At 68.4% G+C, this 21,657-nt stretch carries 17 protein-coding genes; 3 read left to right on the plus strand and 14 right to left on the minus strand.

Translation table 11 applies throughout. The features are described 5' to 3' along the window. Positions 1 to 23: 23 nt before the first annotated feature. Both MSA03_RS03100 and MSA03_RS03105 read right to left on the minus strand, forming a co-directional pair. Positions 24 to 1,832 (minus strand): DUF4012 domain-containing protein, encoded by a 1,809-nt coding sequence (locus tag MSA03_RS03100; protein ID WP_147049577.1) that lies wholly within the window; start codon positions 1,830 to 1,832, stop codon positions 24 to 26. Positions 1,833 to 1,875: 43 nt separating this feature from the next. After that, complete coding sequence (locus MSA03_RS03105) at positions 1,876 to 3,321, minus strand: tyrosine-protein kinase domain-containing protein (protein ID WP_147049578.1); 1,446 nt, start codon at positions 3,319 to 3,321, stop codon at positions 1,876 to 1,878. A 33-nt stretch (positions 3,322 to 3,354) separates the two neighbouring features. Between MSA03_RS03105 and MSA03_RS03110 the strand changes: the two genes are divergently transcribed. After that, positions 3,355 to 4,821, plus strand: coding sequence for a PqqD family peptide modification chaperone (locus tag MSA03_RS03110; protein ID WP_147049579.1), 1,467 nt, complete (start codon positions 3,355 to 3,357; stop codon positions 4,819 to 4,821). A gap of 82 nt (positions 4,822 to 4,903) precedes the next feature. On the opposite strand, the gene MSA03_RS03115 is transcribed toward MSA03_RS03110, so the two are convergent. The 10 genes from MSA03_RS03115 to gmd all read right to left on the minus strand — a co-directional run bounded on the left by MSA03_RS03115 (position 4,904) and on the right by gmd (position 16,332). After that, positions 4,904 to 6,313, minus strand: coding sequence for an HNH endonuclease signature motif containing protein (locus tag MSA03_RS03115; protein WP_147049690.1), 1,410 nt, complete (start codon positions 6,311 to 6,313; stop codon positions 4,904 to 4,906). A 74-nt stretch (positions 6,314 to 6,387) separates the two neighbouring features. Then, positions 6,388 to 6,948: a hypothetical protein gene (locus tag MSA03_RS03120; RefSeq protein WP_147049580.1), complete on the minus strand. Its 561-nt coding sequence runs from the start codon at positions 6,946 to 6,948 to the stop codon at positions 6,388 to 6,390. Positions 6,949 to 7,195: 247 nt separating this feature from the next. After that, complete coding sequence (locus MSA03_RS03125; RefSeq protein WP_147049581.1) at positions 7,196 to 7,822, minus strand: hypothetical protein; 627 nt, start codon at positions 7,820 to 7,822, stop codon at positions 7,196 to 7,198. Positions 7,823 to 7,992: 170 nt separating this feature from the next. Beyond that, a complete protein-coding gene (locus MSA03_RS03130; RefSeq protein ID WP_147049582.1) occupies positions 7,993 to 9,123 on the minus strand; it encodes a nucleotidyl cyclase domain-containing protein in 1,131 nt (376 codons plus the stop codon). Beyond that, a complete protein-coding gene (locus tag MSA03_RS03135) occupies positions 9,120 to 10,778 on the minus strand; it encodes a sensor histidine kinase (RefSeq protein ID WP_147049583.1) in 1,659 nt (552 codons plus the stop codon). Before MSA03_RS03135 ends, MSA03_RS03130 begins: the two co-directional genes overlap by 4 nt. A 3-nt stretch (positions 10,779 to 10,781) precedes the next feature. Next, positions 10,782 to 11,591: a response regulator transcription factor gene (locus MSA03_RS03140; RefSeq protein WP_147049584.1), complete on the minus strand. Its 810-nt coding sequence runs from the start codon at positions 11,589 to 11,591 to the stop codon at positions 10,782 to 10,784. Between the two features lie 74 nt (positions 11,592 to 11,665). Beyond that, positions 11,666 to 12,574 (minus strand): nucleotidyltransferase family protein, encoded by a 909-nt coding sequence (locus MSA03_RS03145; protein ID WP_147049585.1) that lies wholly within the window; start codon positions 12,572 to 12,574, stop codon positions 11,666 to 11,668. A 20-nt stretch (positions 12,575 to 12,594) separates the two neighbouring features. After that, positions 12,595 to 13,920, minus strand: a complete 1,326-nt coding sequence (locus MSA03_RS03150; protein WP_147049586.1) for a UDP-glucose dehydrogenase family protein — start codon at positions 13,918 to 13,920, stop codon at positions 12,595 to 12,597. Between the two features lie 382 nt (positions 13,921 to 14,302). Next, positions 14,303 to 15,283, minus strand: a complete 981-nt coding sequence (locus MSA03_RS03155; protein ID WP_147049587.1) for a GDP-L-fucose synthase family protein — start codon at positions 15,281 to 15,283, stop codon at positions 14,303 to 14,305. Then, a complete protein-coding gene (gene gmd / locus MSA03_RS03160; RefSeq protein ID WP_147049588.1) occupies positions 15,280 to 16,332 on the minus strand; it encodes a GDP-mannose 4,6-dehydratase in 1,053 nt (350 codons plus the stop codon). The genes MSA03_RS03155 and gmd overlap by 4 nt, the downstream gene beginning before the upstream one ends. Positions 16,333 to 16,795: 463 nt before the next feature. Between gmd and MSA03_RS03165 the strand changes: the two genes are divergently transcribed. Both MSA03_RS03165 and MSA03_RS03170 read left to right on the plus strand, forming a co-directional pair. After that, the gene (locus MSA03_RS03165; protein ID WP_147049589.1) at positions 16,796 to 17,818 is read left to right on the plus strand and encodes a glycosyltransferase family 4 protein; all 1,023 of its coding nucleotides are present in this window, start codon (positions 16,796 to 16,798) and stop codon (positions 17,816 to 17,818) included. Further along, positions 17,811 to 18,917, plus strand: coding sequence for a glycosyltransferase (locus MSA03_RS03170; protein WP_147049590.1), 1,107 nt, complete (start codon positions 17,811 to 17,813; stop codon positions 18,915 to 18,917). Before MSA03_RS03165 ends, MSA03_RS03170 begins: the two co-directional genes overlap by 8 nt. 157 nt (positions 18,918 to 19,074) lie before the next feature. On the opposite strand, the gene MSA03_RS14670 is transcribed toward MSA03_RS03170, so the two are convergent. Beyond that, positions 19,075 to 19,587, minus strand: a complete 513-nt coding sequence (locus MSA03_RS14670) for an acyltransferase (protein ID WP_147049591.1) — start codon at positions 19,585 to 19,587, stop codon at positions 19,075 to 19,077. Between the two features lie 790 nt (positions 19,588 to 20,377). Next, positions 20,378 to 21,607: an oligosaccharide flippase family protein gene (locus MSA03_RS03180; RefSeq protein ID WP_147049592.1), complete on the minus strand. Its 1,230-nt coding sequence runs from the start codon at positions 21,605 to 21,607 to the stop codon at positions 20,378 to 20,380. Between the last annotated feature and the right edge of the window lie 50 nt (positions 21,608 to 21,657).

A 21,657-nucleotide genomic window follows, 5' to 3' on the forward strand; every position in this document is an offset into this window, starting at 1 on the left:
GGGAGTCACTTTCCGGGGGGAGGTTACGGTGTATCGTACGCGGCCGCGCACTCAGCGCCAATTCGCGTGGGGACGTCGGCATCGACAGTGGGCGTGACGTCCGCCGTCACCGTCGCGGCCCCCGGTTCAGGCGGCTGCACCGTGATGGTGGCGGTCGCCGATGCGCCGGGCTCCAGGTCGGTGCTGAAGGTGAGCACCTGCAGGCCGCGGTGGAAGCCGCCGCCGAAGCCGCCCGCATCGGTGCGCGACGCCTGGATGAGCGTGTACCCCTCGGGCAGGTAGAGGTACGCGACCGTGCGCGCGACGCCTGCGGGCACGCCGAAGGAGCCGCCGCCCGTGATGTACTCCGGCAGCGACGTGGCGGCATCCGCCGGGGCCGTGTTCGTCAGCGTGAGCGTCAGCGTCACGGGGTCGGCGGTGCGATCGCGGGCGTCGACCGTGCAGGCGTCCCAACCGACGGTCGTGTCGGCCGTGACGTAGTAGTCCATCTTCGAGCCGGTGCCGTCGTTCAGGAACACGCCGAACCGGGCCGTCTCGTGGTCGGTGACCGGCAGGCCGCCGGCGAGGGTGGTCTCCGCGATGACCGCCTGGTCCTCCGGCGTCGCGCTCCACATCAGCAGGCGACGTTCATCGCCGGCGCGGCCGAGCGCCGTGACGAGCGCGGTCGGGTTCGCCGACCCCGTCGCGAGGGTGTCGAACACGGCGGCGGCGGCGGCGGCGAAGAACGCATCCTGGTCGGCCGGCTTCTCGTAGCGCTCGTAGACGTCGTTCAGCAGGAGCTGCACCGCGTTGTCGGAGGTCAGCAGGTCACCGGTCGGCAGCGTGACGGGGCCCGTCGCCTTCAGGAGGTATGACAGCGCGACGGGGTCGAGCGCGAGCACGCCGTCGACCTCGACGCCGGTCTCGCGCTTCCACATCTCCCGGGCCAGTTCCCCCGTGATGGAGAAGTCGGGCACCTGGGTGACGTTCTGGATCCACTGCGCGGGACGCTTCTCGAAGATCCGCGTGATCTCGGGGTCGAGGGTCACGACCGGCTCGTCGTACTTCCGGAAGTCGCCCGAGGACCCCTGCGCCGTCATCGACATGGTGCCGGCGTCGGTGTGGATGACGGCCATCGCGCCGACGATGCCGCCGAGCGATCGCCACTCGGCGTTGTTCTGGAAGACGACGAGGTAGTCGCGGGCCCCGTCGGCGCCGAGCATCGAGGGGAGGAGGGCGCTCGCGCGAGCCAGGGCGTCGGTCGCCTTCGCGCTCGTTTCGAGCATGTCGGCGACGTCGGAGACGGCCTCCCGCACGGGCCCCAGCAGGAGGTCGCCATCGAGGGCCGAGACGGATGCCGAGGCGGCGGCCACCCCGTCCGCGCCGAGGCGCGCGGGCTCGGCGATCTCCGCGAACATCGCGGTGTCGATCTTCCCGCCCGTGGGCCGGAACGAATCGATGGAGAAGCTCGCCGCGACGCCGGCGAGCGGCTTCAGCGCGGAGCCGGCGACGTTGTCGGCGGCCGCCGCGACCGTCGACACGGCGTGCAGCTGCGGGCCGATCCAGGGCATGCGCTCCGCGACGGCCCAGACCGGGTCGGAGGTGAGCGCGCGGGCGGCGGAGGTGTCGGCGGCGAGGCGGTCGATGAGGCCCGACGCCTGGGCGGGGTCGCTGATCTTCGTCACGGTCTCGCGGGCCGTGGCCTCGGCATCCCGCAGGTGTCCGTACGCCTCCAGCCCCCGGACGCCGACCCATGCCGTGGCGCCGATCGCGGCGACGAGCAGCGCCCCGAGCAGCCACCCGAAGACGATGCCGGCGACGCGCAGAGGCTTCGGCAGGACGGGATCGCTCACCCGACCACTCTAGGGTCGGCACACCTGGGAGACCGGCCCGGGGTCAGGGTGCGGGCGTCGCCGCGGCCGTTGCCTTGCGTCGTTCCTTGCGGGTGAGCGTCTCGACCTGCGACGTGTAGGAGCCGTGGTACTGGTAGCCGTAGTAGGCCGCGGCCGACCCGCGCTTGGGTACCTTGTTGAGCACGACGCCCAGCACGCGGCCGTTGGCCTTCGCCACGTTCTCGAGCGCCTTATGCATCATCTCGTAGGTTGTGCGGCCGGCCGAGACCACCAGCAGGACGCCGTCGGCGGCCGTGGACAGCACGGCGGCATCCGTCACGGGGATCGTCGGGGGAGAATCCACGATCACGGTCGCGTCCTCGCGCAGCACGGCGAGCAGGTCGCGCATGCGCTGCGAGCCGAGCACCTCGCTGGGGTTCGGCGGGATGCGCCCCGCCATGAGCAGCGTCAGGTTGCCGCTGACGTCGCCGGTGTGCACGACGTCGGCGTACTCCGCGCGGCCGGCGAGGACGTCGGTGAGACCGGCGCCGTCCGGCAGGGCGAACAGGGTGGACAGGACGGGGCGCCGCAGGTCGGCATCCACCAGCACCACCTTCTGGCCTGCGGCGGCGAGGCTGATCGCGAGGTTCGCGGCGGTGGTCGACTTGCCGTCGCCCGGCAGGGGGCTGGAGACGACGATGACGCGCGGCGGATTGTCGACATCCATGAACTGGAGGTTCGTGCGCAGTTCGCGCATCGCCTCGGTCATCGCGGTCGAGTTCTGGTTGCCGGTCGGGCCGTCGAAGATGAGGATGCGGCGGTCCTGCGTGAGGTCCTTCTCCAGCGGCAGCGTGCCGACCACCGAGACGCCGGTCTCGCGCTCGATGTCGCGCGGGTTGCGCACCCGACGGTCGAGGACGTGCCGGATGACGGCGTACCCGATGCCGAGGGCGAGCCCGATGAGCGCGCCGAGCGCGACGTTGAGGCGGGTGTTGGGCAGCGACGGGCTCGTCGGGAGGCGCGCGGAGTCGCCGGGGATGAGCGTCACGGCGGCGGAGCCTGCCGTGCCGTCGCCTTCGATCTCGTCGATCTGCTCGACCATGCCGCGGATCCACGCTTCGGCGAGGTCGCGGGCTTCCTCGGGGGAGCCGGCCGACGCGCTGACGTGGATGATGACGGTGTCGAGCGGGCTCGACACGTCGACGCGGGTGACGAGCTGCTCCGGGGAGTCGTCGAGGCCGAGGTCGGAGATCGCGTACTCGGCGACCGCGCGCCAGCCGCCGATATCGACGTAGGAGGTCACCTTGCCGCGGGCGAGCTGGTCGCCGACGAGGCTGGAGCCGGTGTCGCTGCCGGTGTTCGCGGCGGCGACGTAGCCGCTCGCCGACGCCGTGTACACGCGCGGCTGCAGGGCGCTCCACCCGAACGCGACGCTGCCGCCGAGGACCGTCAGCAGCACGATCGCCAGCCAGTGCGCGCGCAGAATGCGCAGGTAGTCCTGCAGTTCCATGGTGTCCCCTAGTCCGCACGTACACTATCGCGTGTGCCCTGGACCCTGCGCATCGCCGCGATCGGCGCGATCGTGCAGGTCGACGGCGGCGCGCTGACGGCGGCGCAGCGCAACCTGGTTACGGCGGCTTGGCGGGATGCCGTTGCTGACGACATGGGCCGGGTGGATGCCGTGGTGACGCCGCTGCTCGGTGTCGACGACGCCGCGATGCTCGCGGATCTGTCGCAGCGGGTGACGCTCGCGGCCATCGATGCGCGCCGCGGTGAGGTGTGGATGCTGCATGCCGCCGGCCTCGCCCTCGACGACGGGCGCGTCGTCGCGCTCGTCGGCCCGTCGGGGCGGGGCAAGACGACGGCGGCAATGACTCTGGGGCGCGCATTCGGGTACGTGTCCGACGAGACGGTCGCGATCGATCTCGCGGGGCGCGTCTGGCCGTACCGCAAGCCGCTGTCGGTCATCGACGATCCGGCGGCGCCGAAGCATCAGCGCACGCCGACGGATGCCGGGATGCGGGCCCTGCCCGATGCTCCGCTGCAGCTGGCGGCGGTGGTGCTGCTCGACCGGCGGTCCGATGCGCCGGAGGAGCCGGTGATCGAGGAGGTCGACCTGGGCGATGCGCTCGCGGACCTCGTGGAGCAGACGAGCTACCTGCCGTCGCTGGAGACGCCGTTGCAGCTGCTGGCCGGGCATCTCGCGCGGGTCGGCGGCGTCCAGCGGGTGATCTACCGGGAGGCGTCGTCGCTCGTCGATGTGCTGCCGGCGCTCGCCCGCGGGCCCGCCGTGGCGCCTGCCGGCGCGCTCGCTGGTGTGCCCGCTGGCGCGCTCGCTGGGACGCCCGCTGGGATGCCCGCTGGCGCGCTGGTTGGCACGCATGTTGGCGCGCCGGCTGGGACAGCGTCACTGGGCGCGGTGCCGCCGGACGAGGATGCGCCGTCCCTCGCCCCGGATGTGCCGGGATACTTCCGCACGCCGACCGAGGATGCGGTGGCGCTCGTCGATCCTGACCGCATCGCCATCCTGCAGGTCGACGCGGAGGGTGCCGGGACGGTGCGGGTGCTCGCCGGTGTCGCGCCGGCGCTGTGGCGCGCAGCGCGCGGGGCGAGCGTCGACCAGCTCGTCGCGGCGGCCGTCGATGCGTACGGGACGCCGGGCAGCGCGCGGGACGCGGCGGTCCTCGTCGGCGCGGCGCTCGCCCAGCTCGTGGAGGCGGGTCTCATCGAGCACCGGCTGCCGCGGTGGCGCATCGAGTCGACCGTGCCGTGGGTCGACAGTGGCGACCGGGTGGTGCTGCTGCCGCCGAGTGGTGACGGACTGGCGCGCGCGCTCGACCCGTCGGGCACGATCATCTGGCGCGAGCTGTACGAGCGAGGACCGATCGCGGTGGACGCGCTCGCGGATGCCGTCGCCGAGGTCGCCGGGGTATCCACGGACGATGTCATGCCGACCTTGCCTCCGTTCCTCGGTGAGCTGGCCGACGTGGGCGTGGCGCGACTCGCCTAGGGCTGGCTGACGGCGCACGTGCTGTGCGCCTCGGTCTGGACCTCCACCTCGACCTCGACCTAGGGCCGAGCGCCGAGCGAGCTCAGAACGGGGCCGGGTCGTCGGCGTATGGCACGGCAGCAACGAACGCGACGGCTGGGATGGGAGCGTCTTCGCGGTAGGTTCTGCCGGTGGGCGAGGTCCAGTGGAGGACTCCGCCCGGGAGTTGTCGGACGCGCCAGGCGGTGAACTGCTTCATCGAATGGTGGCGCTGACAGAGGTGCCCCAGGTTGCGGTGGTCGGTCGGGCCGCCGAGGGCATGGTCGTGTGTGTGGTCGATTTCGCAGCGGATTGCGGGCACCCGGCATCCGGGAAACCGGCAGTGCTGGTCGCGGGCTTGCAGATATCGGCGCATCGCGAGGGGCACCCGGTAGCTGTCGACGGCGAGGACCGTACCAGTGAGGGGATGAGTGAGGAGTCGCTCCCAGATGTGTGCGCCGCCGGCGAGTTCGCGGGCGGTGGCAGCGTCGACGGGGGCCGAGCCGATCAGATCTGCAGGGCCGTCGTCGGCGCCGCAGAGTGTCGTCGCCGACACGACGACCTGCACATGCCCGCGGATCGCACCGAGCGGACCCACCCCGTCACCGGTGCCGGTCGGATCGAGTGCGGGAGTCCCCGCGAGCAGCAGGTCGGCGAAGATGTCGGCACGCACCTGATCGGTGCTGCGGTGATCCGTCGCAGCGAGCTCGGCGGCCGTCGGCGCCCCGTCCCTGTCGAACCCGTCGTCTCCGTCGGCCACGTCATCCCCGATGCCGAAGGCGGATCCGGTGGTCATTCGCCCGGCGTTCGCGATGGCGTCGCGGCTGTCGATGACGGTGCGGGCTTGCTGGGTGAGGCGGTCGTGGATGCCCGCAGCGATGACGGTGGGCAGGGTCGCGACGAGGTCGGACATCCCATCCCGCCCGGGCACGAGGCGGACGCAGCGGGCGGCCGCAGCATCCGCATGCCGTTCAGTCAGCGGGCGGGGGTGGATGCGCTGCGCGAGGATCTCCAGTTCGGAGCGGACGCGGTTCGGTGTGTCCCGCTCGCACCGTGCGATCGCAGCGGATTCGAACTCGCCACGCAGGTCGGGGGGAACGACGGCGCCGGTCTCGACGATCACCAGGACGTGACCTCGGGCGATGCGTCCGGTCTCCCATGCGCTCAGCGCAGCCGGATAATCTTCCACGATCGTGCGTGCTTCATCGATCCGCCGCTGCACCGTGCGATCGGTCGCGCGCAGCACGCCACCGACTTCGGCGGCGATCGCCCGCAACGCCATGTCGTGCGCTCGGACCCGGGCCGCGGCCCCCTCCGCCTGCGTCGCGGCAAGCTGACCCGCGCGTGCCAGCACCCGCAACTGCGCAACCTGCGCGACGGTCACGTGACGCTCGGTGGCCTCGATATCAGCCACGATCCCGGCCAGCGATGCCAGGTAGGCATCGCTCCCGGAGGCTGGCGTCGAGGTTGTCATACCCCTAATTGTGGTGGGGGGTTCCGACATTGGTGCGTGGGGTCCAGCGCCCGTGGCGCTGCGGGTCACCGTCGTCAGGACGGGAACGTCACGTAGACGTGGGCGTAGCTCGTGCGGCCCCACGACGGCATGACGAACGTGAGACGCCAGACCCCGGGCTCGAACACCGCCGTCATCGACGAGAAGTTGCTGCCCTCCATCGTCCACGTCCACGTGGCCGGGTTGGCGCGATTGAGGGGAGCGGTGGACGTGGGGACATAGAAGTACATCGTCACCGTGCGCGCCGTCGCGATATGCGGGATGCCGGAGACATTGATCTCGAAGCCCGCACGGTGCGGGTTGGCCGGGTCCATGAAGGGAGTCCCGTGCTTCCAGTACGGCTTGGCGGTGACGCCGGTCGCGCCGATCAGGTAGGTGGGGAGGGCACCCCTCCCGCCGCCGGGAACCGCAATGGCGCTGGGTGGGGGTGTCACGACGGGCGACGTCGAGGCGGCAGCGGCCGGCGCCGCCGTGGCCAGCACGAGCGCAGGCGCGGCCCACACTCCGGCGCGCAGTAGCTGGCGGCGGTTGAGCCCGGCCGGCTTCCCGGCCTCGAGTGCGGCGCTGGAAGGCGCGGACGCGTCGTTGTCTCCCATTGTGAAATCCCCAGATCACGTTGGAGATCACGACGGCCGGATGCCTTCGGGTGACGGTCAGTCGGCAGCGGCCTTCGGGTGACTGCTGCAGAGGTCGTCGTGCCTCATTCGCGAAGTAGGGGCGGGTTTCCGTCGTCCTGCGGGACTTCGGAGCTTCTTATGCGGGATTTCTGCCGGCGCTGCGTTCCCTGCGTTTCTTGCGTTCCCGGCGGCAGAGCTCCCCGGGCAGCCTGCTCAGAAGCGGACCTTACGGCGCCGGTGCCGACGCGGCTCCGACACCGATATTGGCTATCTGGGGGGAGATGAGTGAGAACGACAGCGGCTTCGGGAAGGAGATCCCGGCTGCGTTGGAACCGTCGCCGGGCAACGTGTAAGTCAGCGGGAACTGACGGTTCCCGGTGGTGGAGATGGACCCCGTCCAGCTGAACTTGTACAGGATGTGACCGCCGACCGTCGTGGCGCTCTCGGCCTTCCACCCCGGGCTGTTCGCGCCGACCGTCGGCACTTCGGCGCGCATGCCGGCTTTAGGGATGGAGATCGTGAGTATCGCGTACGTGATGAGGCCGACGTTGACGCCGTCGTACCGGACTTCGGGGTACGCGCCACCGTAGACGCCTGTGACGCGGGTGAAGCCGGCTGCCCCGTCCCACATCCCGGACGTGCTGGCCCACGTCGAGATCGTGCTCTGCTCCCAGCCGCCGGTCCCACCGGGCTGAGTATCCACCGAAGCGGCAGCGGCCGGCGCAGCCGTGGCGAGCACGAGCGCGGGCGCAGCCCAGGCGCCGGCGCGCAGCAGCTGACGGCGGCTCAGCCCGGCCGGTTTCTCGGCCACGGTGACCGCGGCCGAAGGCGCAAAGGCGTCGTCGTCTCGCATTGTGAACTCCCCAGATCACGTTCGAGATCACGACGACCGATCGCCTTCGGGTGGCGATCGGGCCGGCAGCCTTCGGGTGGCTGACGTGGTCGTCGTGTCTCATTCGCGAGAATAGGGTCGCTCGTCCGCGATCTTGCGGGACTTCGGGGGATCTTGCGCCGGAATTGCGCTCAACCTGCGATTTGGGTGCGCTCCCACCGATCGCCGCCCCGCTGCTGGGCCTCCGAGACACGTCCCGCGGCGCCTTCGAGCAGCGCGTCCAGGTCGTGGCCGACGGCATCCACGCTCGCCCAGCCGATGCTCGCGGACAGGCGCACATTCGTCGGCTGCTCGGCATCCGCGGCGGCGACACGGGCGAGCAGTTGCGACAGCACCTGCCGCACGGCGCCCTCGGGCCGCGGCAGGAGCACGACGAACCCGGTGTCGCCGCGCGCTTCGATATCGGCATCCGCGGGAAGGGACGCCCGCACGTCGCGCGCGAACCCTTCAGTGATCGCGGCGAATGCGATCGAGTTCGATGCGTCGCGCAGGTCGTCGGGATCGTCGAGGCGGATGTCGAGCACCGACCACCACTGGTCGCCCGCTGCCCGCGCCCGGGCGAGACGGTCGGCCGCGACATCGGTGAAGCACGACGCGGTGCGCTGCCCCGCCGCAGCCGGCGTCGTGCGGGCGAGCAGCAGCACCGTGACGAGCGCGCAGACGACGTAGAAGATCGACCCCAGCGAGTTGAGGTCGCGCACGAAGCCGAGCTCGGCGGCGCTGGCCATGGTGCCGGACTGCGCGTACCGCACACCGCCGTCGATGAGGGCCAGGATGCTGAAGGCCACGTACCCGCCGGAGGCGAGCGCGAGGGGGAGCGCCTCGTCGCGGCGCTCGCTCCCGAGGCGGACGAGCTCGACGATGACGAGCACCGCGAGCGCGCCCGCGATGGCGAAGTCGAGGCGGAAGATGAGCGCGTAGTGGGCGGTCGTCGCCGTCGCGGCGAGCAGGATCGTCGAGGCCACGGCATAGGCGAAGACCGGCAGCCAGTACAGGCGGGCGGCGCCGCGCCACGCGCGCAGGCCCACCCACACGAACGCGCCGGCGCCGAGCAGCGCGCCGGACGCTGCCGCCCGGAGCGGCAGCGAGCCCACCGCGTCGGCGGCGACCCAGCCGAAGGAGGCGATGGTCGTCAGCGTGAACGCGAACGCCCAGATCGACGTCGCGCGCGACGGGCGCGAGAGGAAGCCCAGCCCGATCACCAGGCCCGTGCTGAGGAGGGACAAGACCGCGAAGCTGACGCTCGCGTGGGTATTGATCACGCGGTGATTCCTTCTGTGCTGGACCGGGGGAGGCGGAGGACGACGCGGGTCCCGACATCGATGGTGCTCGTGACCGTCAGTGTGCCGTCGTGCTGCTGGACGATGTCCCGCGCGATGGCCATGCCGAGGCCCGAGCCGGGGATGCCGCTGTCGCGCGCGCTCTGGGCGCGGAAGTCGCGGTCGAACACGCGGGCGAGGTCGTCGGCGGAGATACCGATTCCGGTGTCGGCGATGACGAGCTCGACCGTGTCGTCCGACCCGCCCGCCGAGAGCGTCACGACGCCGCCGCGACCGGTGTACTTGACGGCGTTCCCCAAGAGGTTGTCGACCACCTGGCGCAGCCGGAACGCATCGCCGCAGATCGGCAGCTCGCCGTCGAGCAGGCTGCGGATGCCGACGTCCGCCGCGCAGGCGGCGGGATGGAACGCTTCGACGGATGCCGTCGCCACGGCGCGGAGGTCGAGCACGGCGCGCGCGTCTTCGGGTGGAGTGGCGTGCGCGGTCAGCGCCGAGGTGATCAGCCGCTGCATCCGGGCGCTCGCGTTCTCGATGACGCTCAGCTGGTCGTGGACGTCGGGTGGCAGATCTTCGCGGTCGAGCAAGAGGTCGGTGTGCCCGGCGATCGCGGTGAGGGGGTTGCGCAGCTCGTGCGAGACGATGCTCGAGACGGTCTGGCGCTCACGGGCCGCGTGGAAGGCGCCCGTCGCATCGTGGACTGTCAGGAGGATGCCGGCGGGCTCGGGGCCGTCCGGCATCGCGCGGCTCGACACGTCGAGGGCGCGCCACGACCCGTTCGGGTCGAAGAGCCAGACGCGTTCGTTGTCGAACTCCTCCGCGCGCGCGGCGCGCGCTGCCGTCGTCCGTTCGCGCGGCAGCGCGAAGCCGCGGTAGTCGTCGTACTCCACGGCGCTCGCCGGCTGGGCCGAGGAGATGTCGTCGATGCCGTACAGCACGCGATAGGCCCGGTTCGCGGCCACGACGACGCCCTGTGGGCTGACGCGCGCGAGACCGGTCTCCATCGACTCGAACAGGGCCGCCGCACCCGCCTCCTGCGCCTCGACGCGGTGCAGCGTGCGGGTGAGCTGGGCGGACTGCCGGCGCAGCAGGCGAGCGAAGGCGCGGGTGCGGCGTGCGCCGATCTGGATCGTCATCCCGAGCAGCCCGAGCACGAGCAGGACGACGAGGAGCCGCAGCGCCAGATCGGGGGTGATGGGCGCGTGCAGCGCCACCGCGAGCACGAGCGCGGCGATCTCGCCGAGCGCCGCGATGAGCCAGCCGAAGCTGTAGTAGGTCGAGATCCAGGCGACCGGGAACACCCAGAGGAAGCCGAGGCGGGCGTCGTTGCCGGCGTACAGCAGACCGATCGCGGCGATGTCGAGGGCCGGCACGAGCGCCACGACGTCCTTGCCGAGACGGGGCCAGGGCGTCGCCAAGGTCGCGCAGGTCAGCAGCATGATCAGGACCAGGCCACCGCCGAATGTCGGCAGCGCGTACATCTCGGGGTCGAGCAGGGCGATCGCCACGGAGATCGTGCCGGCGCTGAGCGCGACGATCAGCTGCCATTGCCAGATCGAGCGGGAACGTGCATCGCCCCAGGTGCGTATCGCCCGGGGTCGGCTCAGCCGCTCGACATCCGGGGTGGTCTCTGCCCGCACCGCCTAGCCGGCCACAGTGGGCACGGGCTCGGTGTGCCGACGGGGCACGACCGCGCGGTAGCCGGCGCCGCGGACGGTTTCGATGAACCGCGGGCGCGCAGCGGACTCGCCGAGCTTGCGCCGCAGGTTGGTGATGTGCGCCTCGATCGAGCGCTCCTCCGACTCGGTCACCGTGTCGGGGCTGAGGTGCGACTCGTCGCGCAGGGTGAGGACGAGGTCGGCCTTGCTGCGCAGCCGCCGCTCCGACCCCAGCAGGGTGGCGAGCAGATCGAACTCGCTGCGTGTGAGCGCGACGTCCTCGCCGTCGAGGGTGACGGTGTGGTCGTCGAGGTCGAGGACGAGGCCGTCCTGGCGCAGCACGCGGCGCGACGGCGAGGCGCCGGGCACGATCTCGAGCGCCGCCGTGTCGAGCGTCGCCATGGTCTGCGGCACCCGCACGCGCCGGAGGATCGCCGACACCCGGGCGCGCAGCTCGCGGGCGCGGAACGGCTTCACGACCACGTCGTCGACCCCGACGCTGAACCCGAGCACGGCGTCGGCCTCGTCGGCGAGGGCCGTGATGAGCAGGATGTAGGTGTCGCTGATCTCGCGGATGCGGCGCGCCGTCTCGAACCCGTCGATGCCGGGCATGTTCACATCGAGCGTCGTGATCACCGGCCGGTAGGTCGCCACGGCTTCGACGCCCGCGACCCCGTTGTTGACCGCGATGGGGGAGAAGCCGGCGCTCGTCAGGATCTGCACGAGCAGGTGTCGCACATCGTCGTCATCGTCGATGACGACCGCCAGGGGCGCTGCGGAGCCGAGGTCGCTCATAGGTCTCTCTTGCCGGGTGGTGTCCCGCGCCGCGGCGGCGCGGTCTGCCGGGCCCGTTGCTGAAGCGTGCCCTGCTAGCCCCGATTGTGCCAGATCGCGCGCACTGCGCGTGGCAGCGACCGCAGACCGCGCGGCCAGCGGGCGATGCGGCCCCGGACTTTCGGCCAGAACGCGTCGGGGATCTCCGGCCGTGCGATCAGCAGATCGTGGTCGGTGGGCCAGATGGCGCGCCACAGGACGCGGAGCTTCGCGCGTCCGTGCGACCTCCGGAGGGCGACGAACCACTGGTACGCGCCGACAGATCCCGCGTCGACGCGTTCGCGCCACTCGCGCAAGCCGTGGGGCGCTTGGTCAGCGGATGCGGGAAGATCTACGCCCAGACGGGGGAGCACCGTTCGGAGTGTTTCGGCGCTGCCCGTAGCGGCGGCCAGGTCCGCGAGCTGCACCCGCTCCAACTCGGTCAGCTCGACCGCGAGCAACTCCTTCAACTCGGCCGCGTGACGCTCCTGCATCACGGTTCCCCGGAGTGAATGGAGGGCGAGGATCAGCACTCCCGCGACGCGATCCGGAACCAGGCACGACTGGTGTGCGAAATCGAGTGTCGTACGCCGCGCCCAAAGGGCTTCGAAGGCTTCGGCGGGGTCACCGAGAAAGCCGGGATAGTGGCTGTGCACGTCGATGTCGCAGGGCCAGCCGTCACGAAGGTAGGTCTTGGAGTGGAGCGTGGTGAGCTCGCTGAGGAGCATCGAGTCTCGCTGTCTCCACCCCACGTCGCCCAGATGTGCGCAGAAATCGTGAAAGCGAGCGGGCTCCACAAGAACATCCACGTCGCCCGAAACGCGAGCCGAGCGCAGACCCTGACGATGAAGTGCCGGGCCCTTGATGAACAAGGCCCGAATCCCCTGCGCATCGGCCGCCTGCTGCAGCCAGGCGTGCGCGAGATCGACGGCTTCGTCCAGTCTGATCGACGCGGGTTCGGGCACGCCCTGACTCTAGCCGTGCGCTAGGGGCGCCCCATGCCGTAGTACTCCCACCCCGCGGCACGCCACGCGGCCGGGTCAAGGCAGTTTCGCCCGTCGACGATGATTCGCCCTCGCGTCAGGGACGCCGCGTGGGCCGGGTCGAGCTGACGGCGGTACTCGTCCCACTCGGTGACGACGATGACGGCGTCCGCCCCGCGGAGCGCGTCGTCGCGGTCGGCGACGTAGTGCAGCTGCGGGTGGATGCGGCGCGCGTTCTCGATCGCCTCCGGGTCGGTCACCGTCACATCGGCACCCAGCCCGCGAAGCCGAACCGCGACATCGAGGGCCGGAGAGTCACGGATGTCGTCCGAGTGCGGCTTGAAGGCCGCGCCGAGCACCGTGACCTTCTTTTCGAAGACGGAGCCGCCGAACGCCGCGACGACGAGATCGACGGCACGGTCACGGCGGCGCAGGTTGATCGCGTCGACCTCCCGGAGGAACGCGACCGACTCGCCGCGGCCGAGCTCCTCGGCGCGGGCGGAGAAGGCACGGATGTCTTTCGGCAGGCATCCGCCGCCGAAGCCGATGCCTGCTCCGAGGAAGCGTCGGCCGATGCGCGCGTCATGCCCGATCGCGTCGGCGAGCGTCGTGACGTCGGCGCCGGTGACCTCCGCGATCTCGGCCATCGCGTTGATGAACGAGATCTTGGTTGCGAGGAAGGCGTTCGCGGCGACCTTCACCAGCTCCGCCGTAGCGAGGTCGGTGACGATGAACGGGGTGCCCTTCGCGACGGACGGGTGGTAGACCTCACGCAGGATCTCCGCGGCACGTGCGCCGGCCTCGGTCGCGACCCCGGCGTGGAACGGCACCCCGGCGACGAGCCGGTCGGGGTCGATGGTGTCTTGCACCGCGAAGCCTTCGCGCAGGAACTCCGGGTTCCAGACCAGCGTCGCGCCGGCTGCCTCGACACGCGGTGTGAGCGAAGCCGCGGTGCCGACCGGCACGGTGGACTTCCCCGCGACGATGTCGCCCTCGGAAAGGTGGGGGAGCAGGGCGTCCACGGCGGCGTTCACGTACGTCAGATCGGCGGCGTAGCCGTCCTTCTGCTGCGGCGTGCCGACCCCGACGAAGTGCACCTGCGCCCCGGCCGCCTCGGCCATGTCGGTCGTGAACTGCAGACGGCCCGAGGCGATGCCGGCGGCCAGGATCTCCTGCAGCCCGGGCTCGAAGAACGGGGCCTCACCGGTGGAAAGCGAGGCGATCTTGTTCTCGTCGACATCGATGCCGACGACGTCGTGACCGATGGATGCCATAGCCGCGGCGTGCACCGCGCCGAGGTAGCCGCAGCCGATGACTGAAAGACGCACGTCGCCTCCTGGGAAGATGAATTCGCTGAGGCGGTCAGCGGCGCGTCGGTGAGCGGCAAGCCTCGCGGACCAGCCTAGGGGACGCGCATTCGTTGACGCCGTCGCGCCGACGGCGTACCGTGCAGTCAGGACGTAGCCGTCCTTTGGGGATTCGCCGCAAGGCGGAGAGCACAAGTTCTGGGGGGAACGATGCTCAAGAGATTCGTTCAGCGCGTGGACCGCGCCGTCTGGGGAAGCGCCGACGTGCGCTGCGAAGAGTGCGGGCGGTCAGTGACGTCGCATGCAGCGGTCTGGCATGGTGCGCACCCGTACTGCTCGGTGGTGCACGAGTCCTACGACACCGGCGAGTTCGTGCTGTCGCACTGACTCGCCGGTGGCGAGGTCACTCGCGGATGTGGTCGACGTTGTCTCGGTACCAGGCGACGGTGCGCTCGAGACCGTCCTGCAGCGAAATCTTCGACGTCCACCCGGCGTCGGCGAGCTTGGAGACGTCGAGGAGCTTCTGCGGCGTGCCGTCGGGCTTCGTCGTGTCCCACTCGGTATCGCCGGTGAAGCCGACGACCTGGCCGATCGTCTCGGCGATCTCGCGGATCGTGACGTCCGACCCGGTGCCCACGTTGACCTGCTCGGGGCCGTCGTAGTGCTCCATGAGGTGCAGCACGGCATCGGCCATGTCGTCGGAGTGCAGGAACTCGCGGCGCGGTGTGCCTGTGCCCCAGTTGGTGACCGTCGGTGCGCCCGAGGCCGCCGCCTCGTCGTATCGCCGGATCAGCGCCGGGAGCACGTGCGACCCCTTCGGCGAGAAGTTGTCGTTCGGCCCGTACAGGTTGGTCGGCATCGCCGAGATCCACGGGAGCCCGTACTGCCGTCGCACGGCCTGCGTGTGCAGGATGCCGGCGATCTTCGCGATCGCGTACGCGTCGTTGGTGGGCTCGAGGTGCCCGGTCAGCAGCGAATCCTCGCGGATCGGCTGCGCCGCGAACTTCGGGTAGATGCATGACGACCCGAGAAAGGCGACCCGCTCCACGTCGTTCGCCAGCGCCGCGTCGAGCACGTTCGTCTGAATGCGGATGTTGTCGCTGAGGAAGTCGACCGGGTAGGTGCTGTTCGCGAGGATACCGCCGACTTTTGCCGCCGCCAGGACGACGAATTTCGGCTTGATCTCGGCCATGTAGGCGAACACGGCGTCGCGGTCTTTCAGGTCGAGCTCGGCCGAGCTCTTCCCGACGACATGCTCGAAGCCGGACGCCTCGAGCTTGCGCACGATCGCAGAGCCGACGAGCCCGCGGTGCCCGGCGACGTAGAACGTCGCATCCCGGTCGAGCTCCCCGGGGGTGAAGCCGACCCCGTCGGGGCTGGTCACGCCGCGCCCTGCGAAGCGAAGTCAGCCGTCCTCCACGACGCGAGGTTGACGGTGTCGATCCAGGCTGGGCCCTGCTCGAGAGCGGTGATGTCGGCGTCGACCATGAGAGTCGCCAGCTGCGCGCCGTCGACGCTCGGCGTCCAGCCGAGCTTCTCCTGCGCCTTGCCCGAGTCGCCGATAAGGGCGTCGACCTCCGTTGGCCGCAGGTAGCGCTCGTCGAACTTGACGAACTCCTGCCAGTCCAGACCGACGTGGCCGAAAGAGGCCTCGAGGAAGTCCTTGATCGTGTACCCGACGCCCGTCGCCAGGACGTAGTCGTCCGGGGTGTCGACCTGCAGCATCCGCCACATGCCCTCGACGTATTCCGCGGCGTAGCCCCAGTCGCGGACCGACTCGAGGTTGCCGAGGTAGAGGTCCTTCTGCACGCCGGCCTTGATGCGGGCCACGGCACGGGTGATCTTGCGAGTCACGAAGGTCTCGCCGCGGCGGGGCGACTCATGGTTGAACAGGATGCCGTTGACCGCGAACATGTCGTACGCCTCGCGGTAGTTCTTGGTGATCCAGAACGAGTACAGCTTCGCGGCCGCATAGGGGGAGCGCGGGTAGAACGGCGTCGTCTCCGACTGCGGCGGCGGCGTCGCGCCGTAGAGCTCGGAGGAGGAGGCCTGATAGAAGCGGGTCTTGATGCCCGACATGCGCACCGCTTCGAGGAGACGGATCGTGCCGGTGCCGGTCGTGTCGGCGGTGTGCTCGGGCTCGTCGAACGAGACGCGCACGTGTGACTGAGCCGCGAGGTTGTAGACCTCGTCGGGGTTGATCTCGGCGAGCAGCGTCACCAGGCGTGCGCCGTCGCTCAAGTCGCCGTAGTGCAGAAAGAGCTTCGCCTCGGGGTCGTGCGGGTCGACGTACAGGTGGTCGATGCGTGCCGTGTTGAAGGTGGAGGCGCGACGGATGAGGCCGTGCACCTCGTATCCCTTCGCGAGGAGCAGCTCAGCCAGGTAGGAGCCGTCTTGCCCGGTGATGCCGGTGATGAATGCGCGCTTGGTCATCGGGGGTCCGCTCCTTAAGTCTTTACCGGCCTTGCCCGGCCGACCACCGTCAGATTACAGGCTCTAGGCGATGGTCAAGATTCCGCAGCCCCGCATCCGGGTAGAAGGCACCTCCAGCCGCGGGGGTAGGCTAGAAGTTGTACTTTCAGGGTTGTAGTTCGGTGGCGGCAGTGGAGTGCGAAGCGGGAGCTGGCTTGAGTAGGATCGGATCCGTCGACCTCGCACTTCGTCGCGCAGGTCCGCGCACCGCGTCTCCAGCCCACACGCGAATCAGAGATGCGGGCGAGCGCTGGCAGTCAAGGCCTTTCGTGCTCTGCCGAGCGCACTCCCTGACTCGCGCCGACGACCGGCGCCACCGAACCCGTGGTGAGTGCCCTACTGCCGTCATCGCGGCAATGAGGAAACCTTGAAACGCGTCTGTGTACTCAGCCAGCTCCCCCCTCCGTGGCATGGGTCTACTGTTATGACCGCCACATTGGTCGCGGCGCTTCGCGCCGAGGGCTTCGACGTCGATGTCGTGGAGCGCAGATTCAGCCGCTCGGTGGATGAAGTGGGGCGGTTGTCTCCTAGGAAAATCCTCTCCGCTCTTGGGCTCACTGGCCGGCTAGCGTGGGTCCTCAGTGGTCGTACGCGGCCCCTTCTTGTGTTCTTCCTGACCAACCGTCCCTTTTCATTTCTGGTGGACCTGCTTCTGCTGGAGATCGCGAGGCTCCGCAGGGCCGAAGTATTGCACTACGTCCATACCACGGGATTCGCTGTGCTTGCACGACGTGGTCGGTTCTGGGCGTGGGCGGTGAGACGTGCTCTCGGGGCGGCGCGGCTGACCGTCGTCTTGGGTCATTCTCTGTCCGCGGATGTTGAGGCGTTTGTCGACCCCAAGAGCATACGCATCATCCCGAATGCGGTCGCCGCCGGTGACTTGGTTGTGTCGGCCGCACCGAGGCGTTCCGTAGTTTTCGTGTCTAACCTGCTTCCAGAAAAGGGAGCCGACGACTTCGTCGAGCTGGCGGCCCGATTCTCCCGCGATGTCGATTTCTTGCTCTACGGCGCACCGGGCCCAGCTGGCTACATGGCCGAACTCACTACATCCATTGCGGGACTTACGAACTGCGACTACCTGGGCACCCTTCCAACGCAGGAAAAGTGGCGGGTTCTATCGGAGGCATCCGCACTGATCTTCCCTAGCAGTTATCCGTACGAGGCGCAGCCGCTGACGATCATCGAGGCGATGGCTTGCGGCACACCTGTCATCGCGTATGACGTCGGAGCAGTGAGGGAGCTTCTCGAGCATGCCCCATCGTGCGTTGTCGTGTGTCAGGGTGGCCTCGACGATGTCGAAGGCGAGTTGATGAGGCTCCTGGGGTTAGGGCCTCGACAGAAGGAGGCTCAGCGTCAGCTGCTCCGAGAGTACGCGTCCGAGCACCATTCAACGTCAGCATACGGTCGGGCGTGGGGGCGCGTGGTTGAAGAGGTTCTCGGTGGCTAAGAAAGTTGCGATTGTTCAGCCCTACGCCAGTAGATACCGCGAATCGCTTTTTCGCAGCCTTAGTGCGAGGCTCGCTGCGGGTGATACCGACCTGGAGGTCTTCGCGGGTTCACCTACGGGGGTCGAGAGTCAGAGAAAAGATGCCTCGACGGACGAAATCTTCACGGCCGTCCGGCAGACGGTCATTCCGCTGGGTGAGCGCCGTTTGGTGTTTCGTTGGCTTCCTCGCCGAGTGTGGGACGCGGACCTGTTGATACTCGAACAGGCGACCCGGAATCTCGATACATACTTGTTGCTGCTATGGCGGCAGGTCACTCGACGGCCAACGGCGTTTTGGGGGCATGGGCACACCATAACGTCAGCGCAGTCCACATTGGAGCGACGACTTCAGGCATGGATGTTGCGACGCTCCCAGTGGTTCTTTGCTTACACCCCTCGAAGTCTCGAACGCGCAGTCCTGCTCGGTGCGTGTTCGCGCAAGGCAGTAGTTCTGAACAATACCTATGACTCCTCCGCGCTCCGGGAAGCGATCGGTTCCGCAGCTGGCTCTGTTGCGGAGGGGGACCAGCTCAAAGAACGATGGATAGGTGTTTACATCGGGGGCCTGGACCACACGAAGAGGATCGATTATCTCCTCCAAGTCGCGGCTGAGGTACACAAACGAGACCCTCGGTTTATCCTCGTGATTGGAGGTAGGGGTGAGGACGAGTCACTAGTTCGCGCCGCGGCCACTCGACCTTGGTGTCATTACCTTGGACCGGTGGGCAACTCGGAAAAGGCCTGGCTGTCGCGACACGCGAAGGTCTCCCTCATAGCAGGAAGAGTCGGGCTGGCTGCGATCGATTCGTTCGAAATGGGTCTGCCCGTAGTCTGCGAGGCGTGGCAGTACCACGCTCCCGAGTTCGAGTACCTCTCGGAAGAAAATGCCTTCATTGCCTCGCCCGGCGAGATGTCCGAGCTTGTGGGGCGAGTGATGGGCGACCCGAACCGCCTACGGTCGGTCCGAGACAACGCGCGGGCCTCTGCGGAAGCATATTCTCATGCCCGGATGGTCGAGCGGTTTCACTCGGGCATTACGGCTGCTATGGCGGCCGGGTGAGCGCATCCGCAGAATGACATGCGCTCCGTCGGGCGCCTGCGCGGAATCTCGATAGATCTGAGCGAGCTCTATGCGGGCCCGGTGTGTCATGCCGTCTAGGTTCGCGGGTCGTGACACCGCCGCGTTTAGATCCCTGTCTGGAACTGGCCGCTGGCCGCTACGGCAAGTCCCGAAGGCGCCGCGCGGGCGCGCCAGCGTAGAGGCCGTTGGGCGCACAGTCCCTAGTGACTACTGACCCGGCAGCTACGACGCACCCGTTCCCAATGGATACCCCTCCCAGGATCACGGTGTTCGCGCCCACCCAGGTACCGCGCCCGATGGTTATCGGCAACCCTTCATGTTCACCCGTCCTCCTATCGCTCGGCCCGATCCGATGGCCGCTCGATGCGAAAGTGACGTTGTACGCGATGCTGCAATTCTCCTCGATCGTGACCTCGCCGGACCCATCGATGAAGACTCCCACGTTGATGAAGGCTCCGTCGTGGATGTGAATCCTTCGACTTCCGAAGTAGACGCCTGACTTGATGCGTGCATTGCGAATGTCGACCCCGAGCATCTGCAACCACCGCCGCCGAACGATGGGGGGAAGGAGCGGGCTGCCTCCAACCGAGCACGCGAGGAACTCCCAAGCCCCCGCGCGTGCATCTCTCAAAGTCGGCATGAATCGCATGGAGAGGTCCTCAAGACAGGCAGAGGTCGGACAAGGTCAGCGAGAAGTGAGCTAAGCAAGCTCGGATCGCATCATCGTTTACGGATCGGCCGCGAGTCGCGGGCACGTTCTTCTTGTGTAGGGCGCCACCTTGGGATGCTCCATTCGAGCGGTATTCGCGACCGCTACCCACGCGAGCCGACGCGAACCCCGCACTTAGCGTGGCGCATTTCAGCCAAACATCGTCAGCAGACGGGGCCACGTCGGCGTAGTGGGGCGAACTCGCGTGTTGTAGTGAGCCCGGCGGGTACAGAATTCCGCCGCGGCCCGTGAGGAAGACCGCGGGGTGAGGCCAGTCTAGAGGTGCCGCTGGCCACGAGACGTAGGGCGAGAGGCCGTCCTTGTCTGCCCGCATCAACGTGCCGCGGGTTCCGACGCTGGCGTTAGGTGTCGCTTGACTGCCGGCCAGTAACCCTGCTAGCCAATCGGTTGGGTAGGTAACGTCATCATCGGCGGTAACGATAGTCGAGCCCGCGCCGAAGGCGGAGAGCGCGGGGAGGATCTTCTTGTAAGAACGACTATTGTCCGTGAACACTACTTCAATCTTCTCCGAGTGCAGACGAATTAGTCGTTGCAGGCTGGCTGGAAGGTCGCTCGTACCGCCGTGGAACTCGTCGCGCGCTAGCGCCAAGAAGATGACGTCCGGCGTTGTCTTCTGTCGAAGAATTGACCGAATCGTCCGTCCCACCGCTCTTATTCGGGCGGGATACGACGTCAAGGAAACTGCAACCTCAGGCATTGATGTCCCTACTCATGTGATCTCAGGGCCCCAGCTTCTGACGATGCGAATGATGCCCGGTGCTACCAGGAAGACAGCGAGGCAGATTGCCGAAGCGGCAAACGGGGCTGCGGGCAAATGTTCGCTGACAAGCAGCAATGTGAGCGAAACCGCACACGCAGACATCGGTATTGACCACAGCGCCTGGAATCGCAGGCCGTCTTCCGTGGTCAGGTTCATGCCGATCGCGAACTGGAGGGATTGTACGACAAGCAGCACCCCCGCGCTGAGCCAGGCAGCGGTTGGTGGTTCGACGGCACCCCCCGACACCACAGTCGCCACAACTGGCCCGAGAAGCACGACGGCGCTGCCACCGGCCACGCCGACCCCTCCGAACCACGCGACAGGTATCAGCGACTTCTTGCGCGTCGCTAGACCCGCGGATCGATTCGCTGCGAAATGGGGCCATAGGGCTATTGCAGCGGCGGAGACGACAGAGGTGGCGGGCAGGTACAGCTGCATAATGAGCGAGAAATCTGCGACTGCGTGGAGGTCCCCGCTTCGAGCAATGATGATTCTGCCAAGGGGCAACATCAGACTCGCCGTCAGGGTAATCACGGTGAAGTACATACCCTGACGCAGCAGCCCGCCCGCACGAAAGTCCGCGTCGAAGATCCAACGAGGCTTGAACTTCGTCCGACGAACGGCGGAGGCCGCCATGACCGCAGATGTGCATGCGAGTGCGGCCGATGGACAGATTGCAAGCAGCAGCCAGTTCCCCGGGCTGAGGGCCACAACGGACACCGTGAGAGCGAGAGTGAGAAGTGGGGTGAGCCCGCTTAATAGGACCGCCTGGGCGTTTCGTGATAGTCCTACCAGTACGCGTTGTCCGATTCCCAGAGGGACGGAGGCCGCGAAGAAGGCTAGCGCGACCGCCACTATGAGATCGAGGTCCGGACTCTGGTACTCCTGAAGACCGAGAATCGTTCCCCAGGAGCCGAAGAGATTGACGCTGAGCGCAATGACGACTATCGCTAGTGCTGACGCGATCGCGATCCGCACGGCCGAGGCGATGGTCCCCCACTTGACCCGGTCGCTGGCACTGCGAGCTGCGAGAGCATTTACAACCCCGGCGCCGACTCCCAGGTCTGCGAACGGGAGGACTTGCGCGAGTGTGGAAACCGTCGAGATCACAGCGAAGCCCGAGCTCCCGGTCTGGTCGATGATAATTCGCGCCGTTACGAGGCTTGCCGCCGCGGTCACGGGAAGCGTAAGCAGGCGGCTACTGCCTGCGCGGAGTACGGCTCTGGCAA

This window comes from Microbacterium saccharophilum (assembly GCF_007992455.1).
Lineage (GTDB): Bacteria > Actinomycetota > Actinomycetes > Actinomycetales > Microbacteriaceae > Microbacterium > Microbacterium saccharophilum.

Coding starts and splice junctions, on each gene's coding strand:
- MSA03_RS03140 (WP_147049584.1), bottom strand. CDS start 11,591: ATGAGCGACCTCGGCTCCGCAGCGCCCCTGGCGGTCGTCATCGACGAT.
- MSA03_RS03120 (WP_147049580.1), bottom strand. CDS start 6,948: ATGGGAGACAACGACGCGTCCGCGCCTTCCAGCGCCGCACTCGAGGCC.
- MSA03_RS03105 (WP_147049578.1), bottom strand. CDS start 3,321: ATGGAACTGCAGGACTACCTGCGCATTCTGCGCGCGCACTGGCTGGCG.
- MSA03_RS03125 (WP_147049581.1), bottom strand. CDS start 7,822: ATGCGAGACGACGACGCCTTTGCGCCTTCGGCCGCGGTCACCGTGGCC.
- MSA03_RS03115 (WP_147049690.1), bottom strand. CDS start 6,313: ATGACAACCTCGACGCCAGCCTCCGGGAGCGATGCCTACCTGGCATCG.
- gmd (WP_147049588.1), bottom strand. CDS start 16,332: ATGACCAAGCGCGCATTCATCACCGGCATCACCGGGCAAGACGGCTCC.
- MSA03_RS14670 (WP_147049591.1), bottom strand. CDS start 19,587: ATGCGATTCATGCCGACTTTGAGAGATGCACGCGCGGGGGCTTGGGAG.
- MSA03_RS03165 (WP_147049589.1), top strand. CDS start 16,796: ATGACCGCCACATTGGTCGCGGCGCTTCGCGCCGAGGGCTTCGACGTC.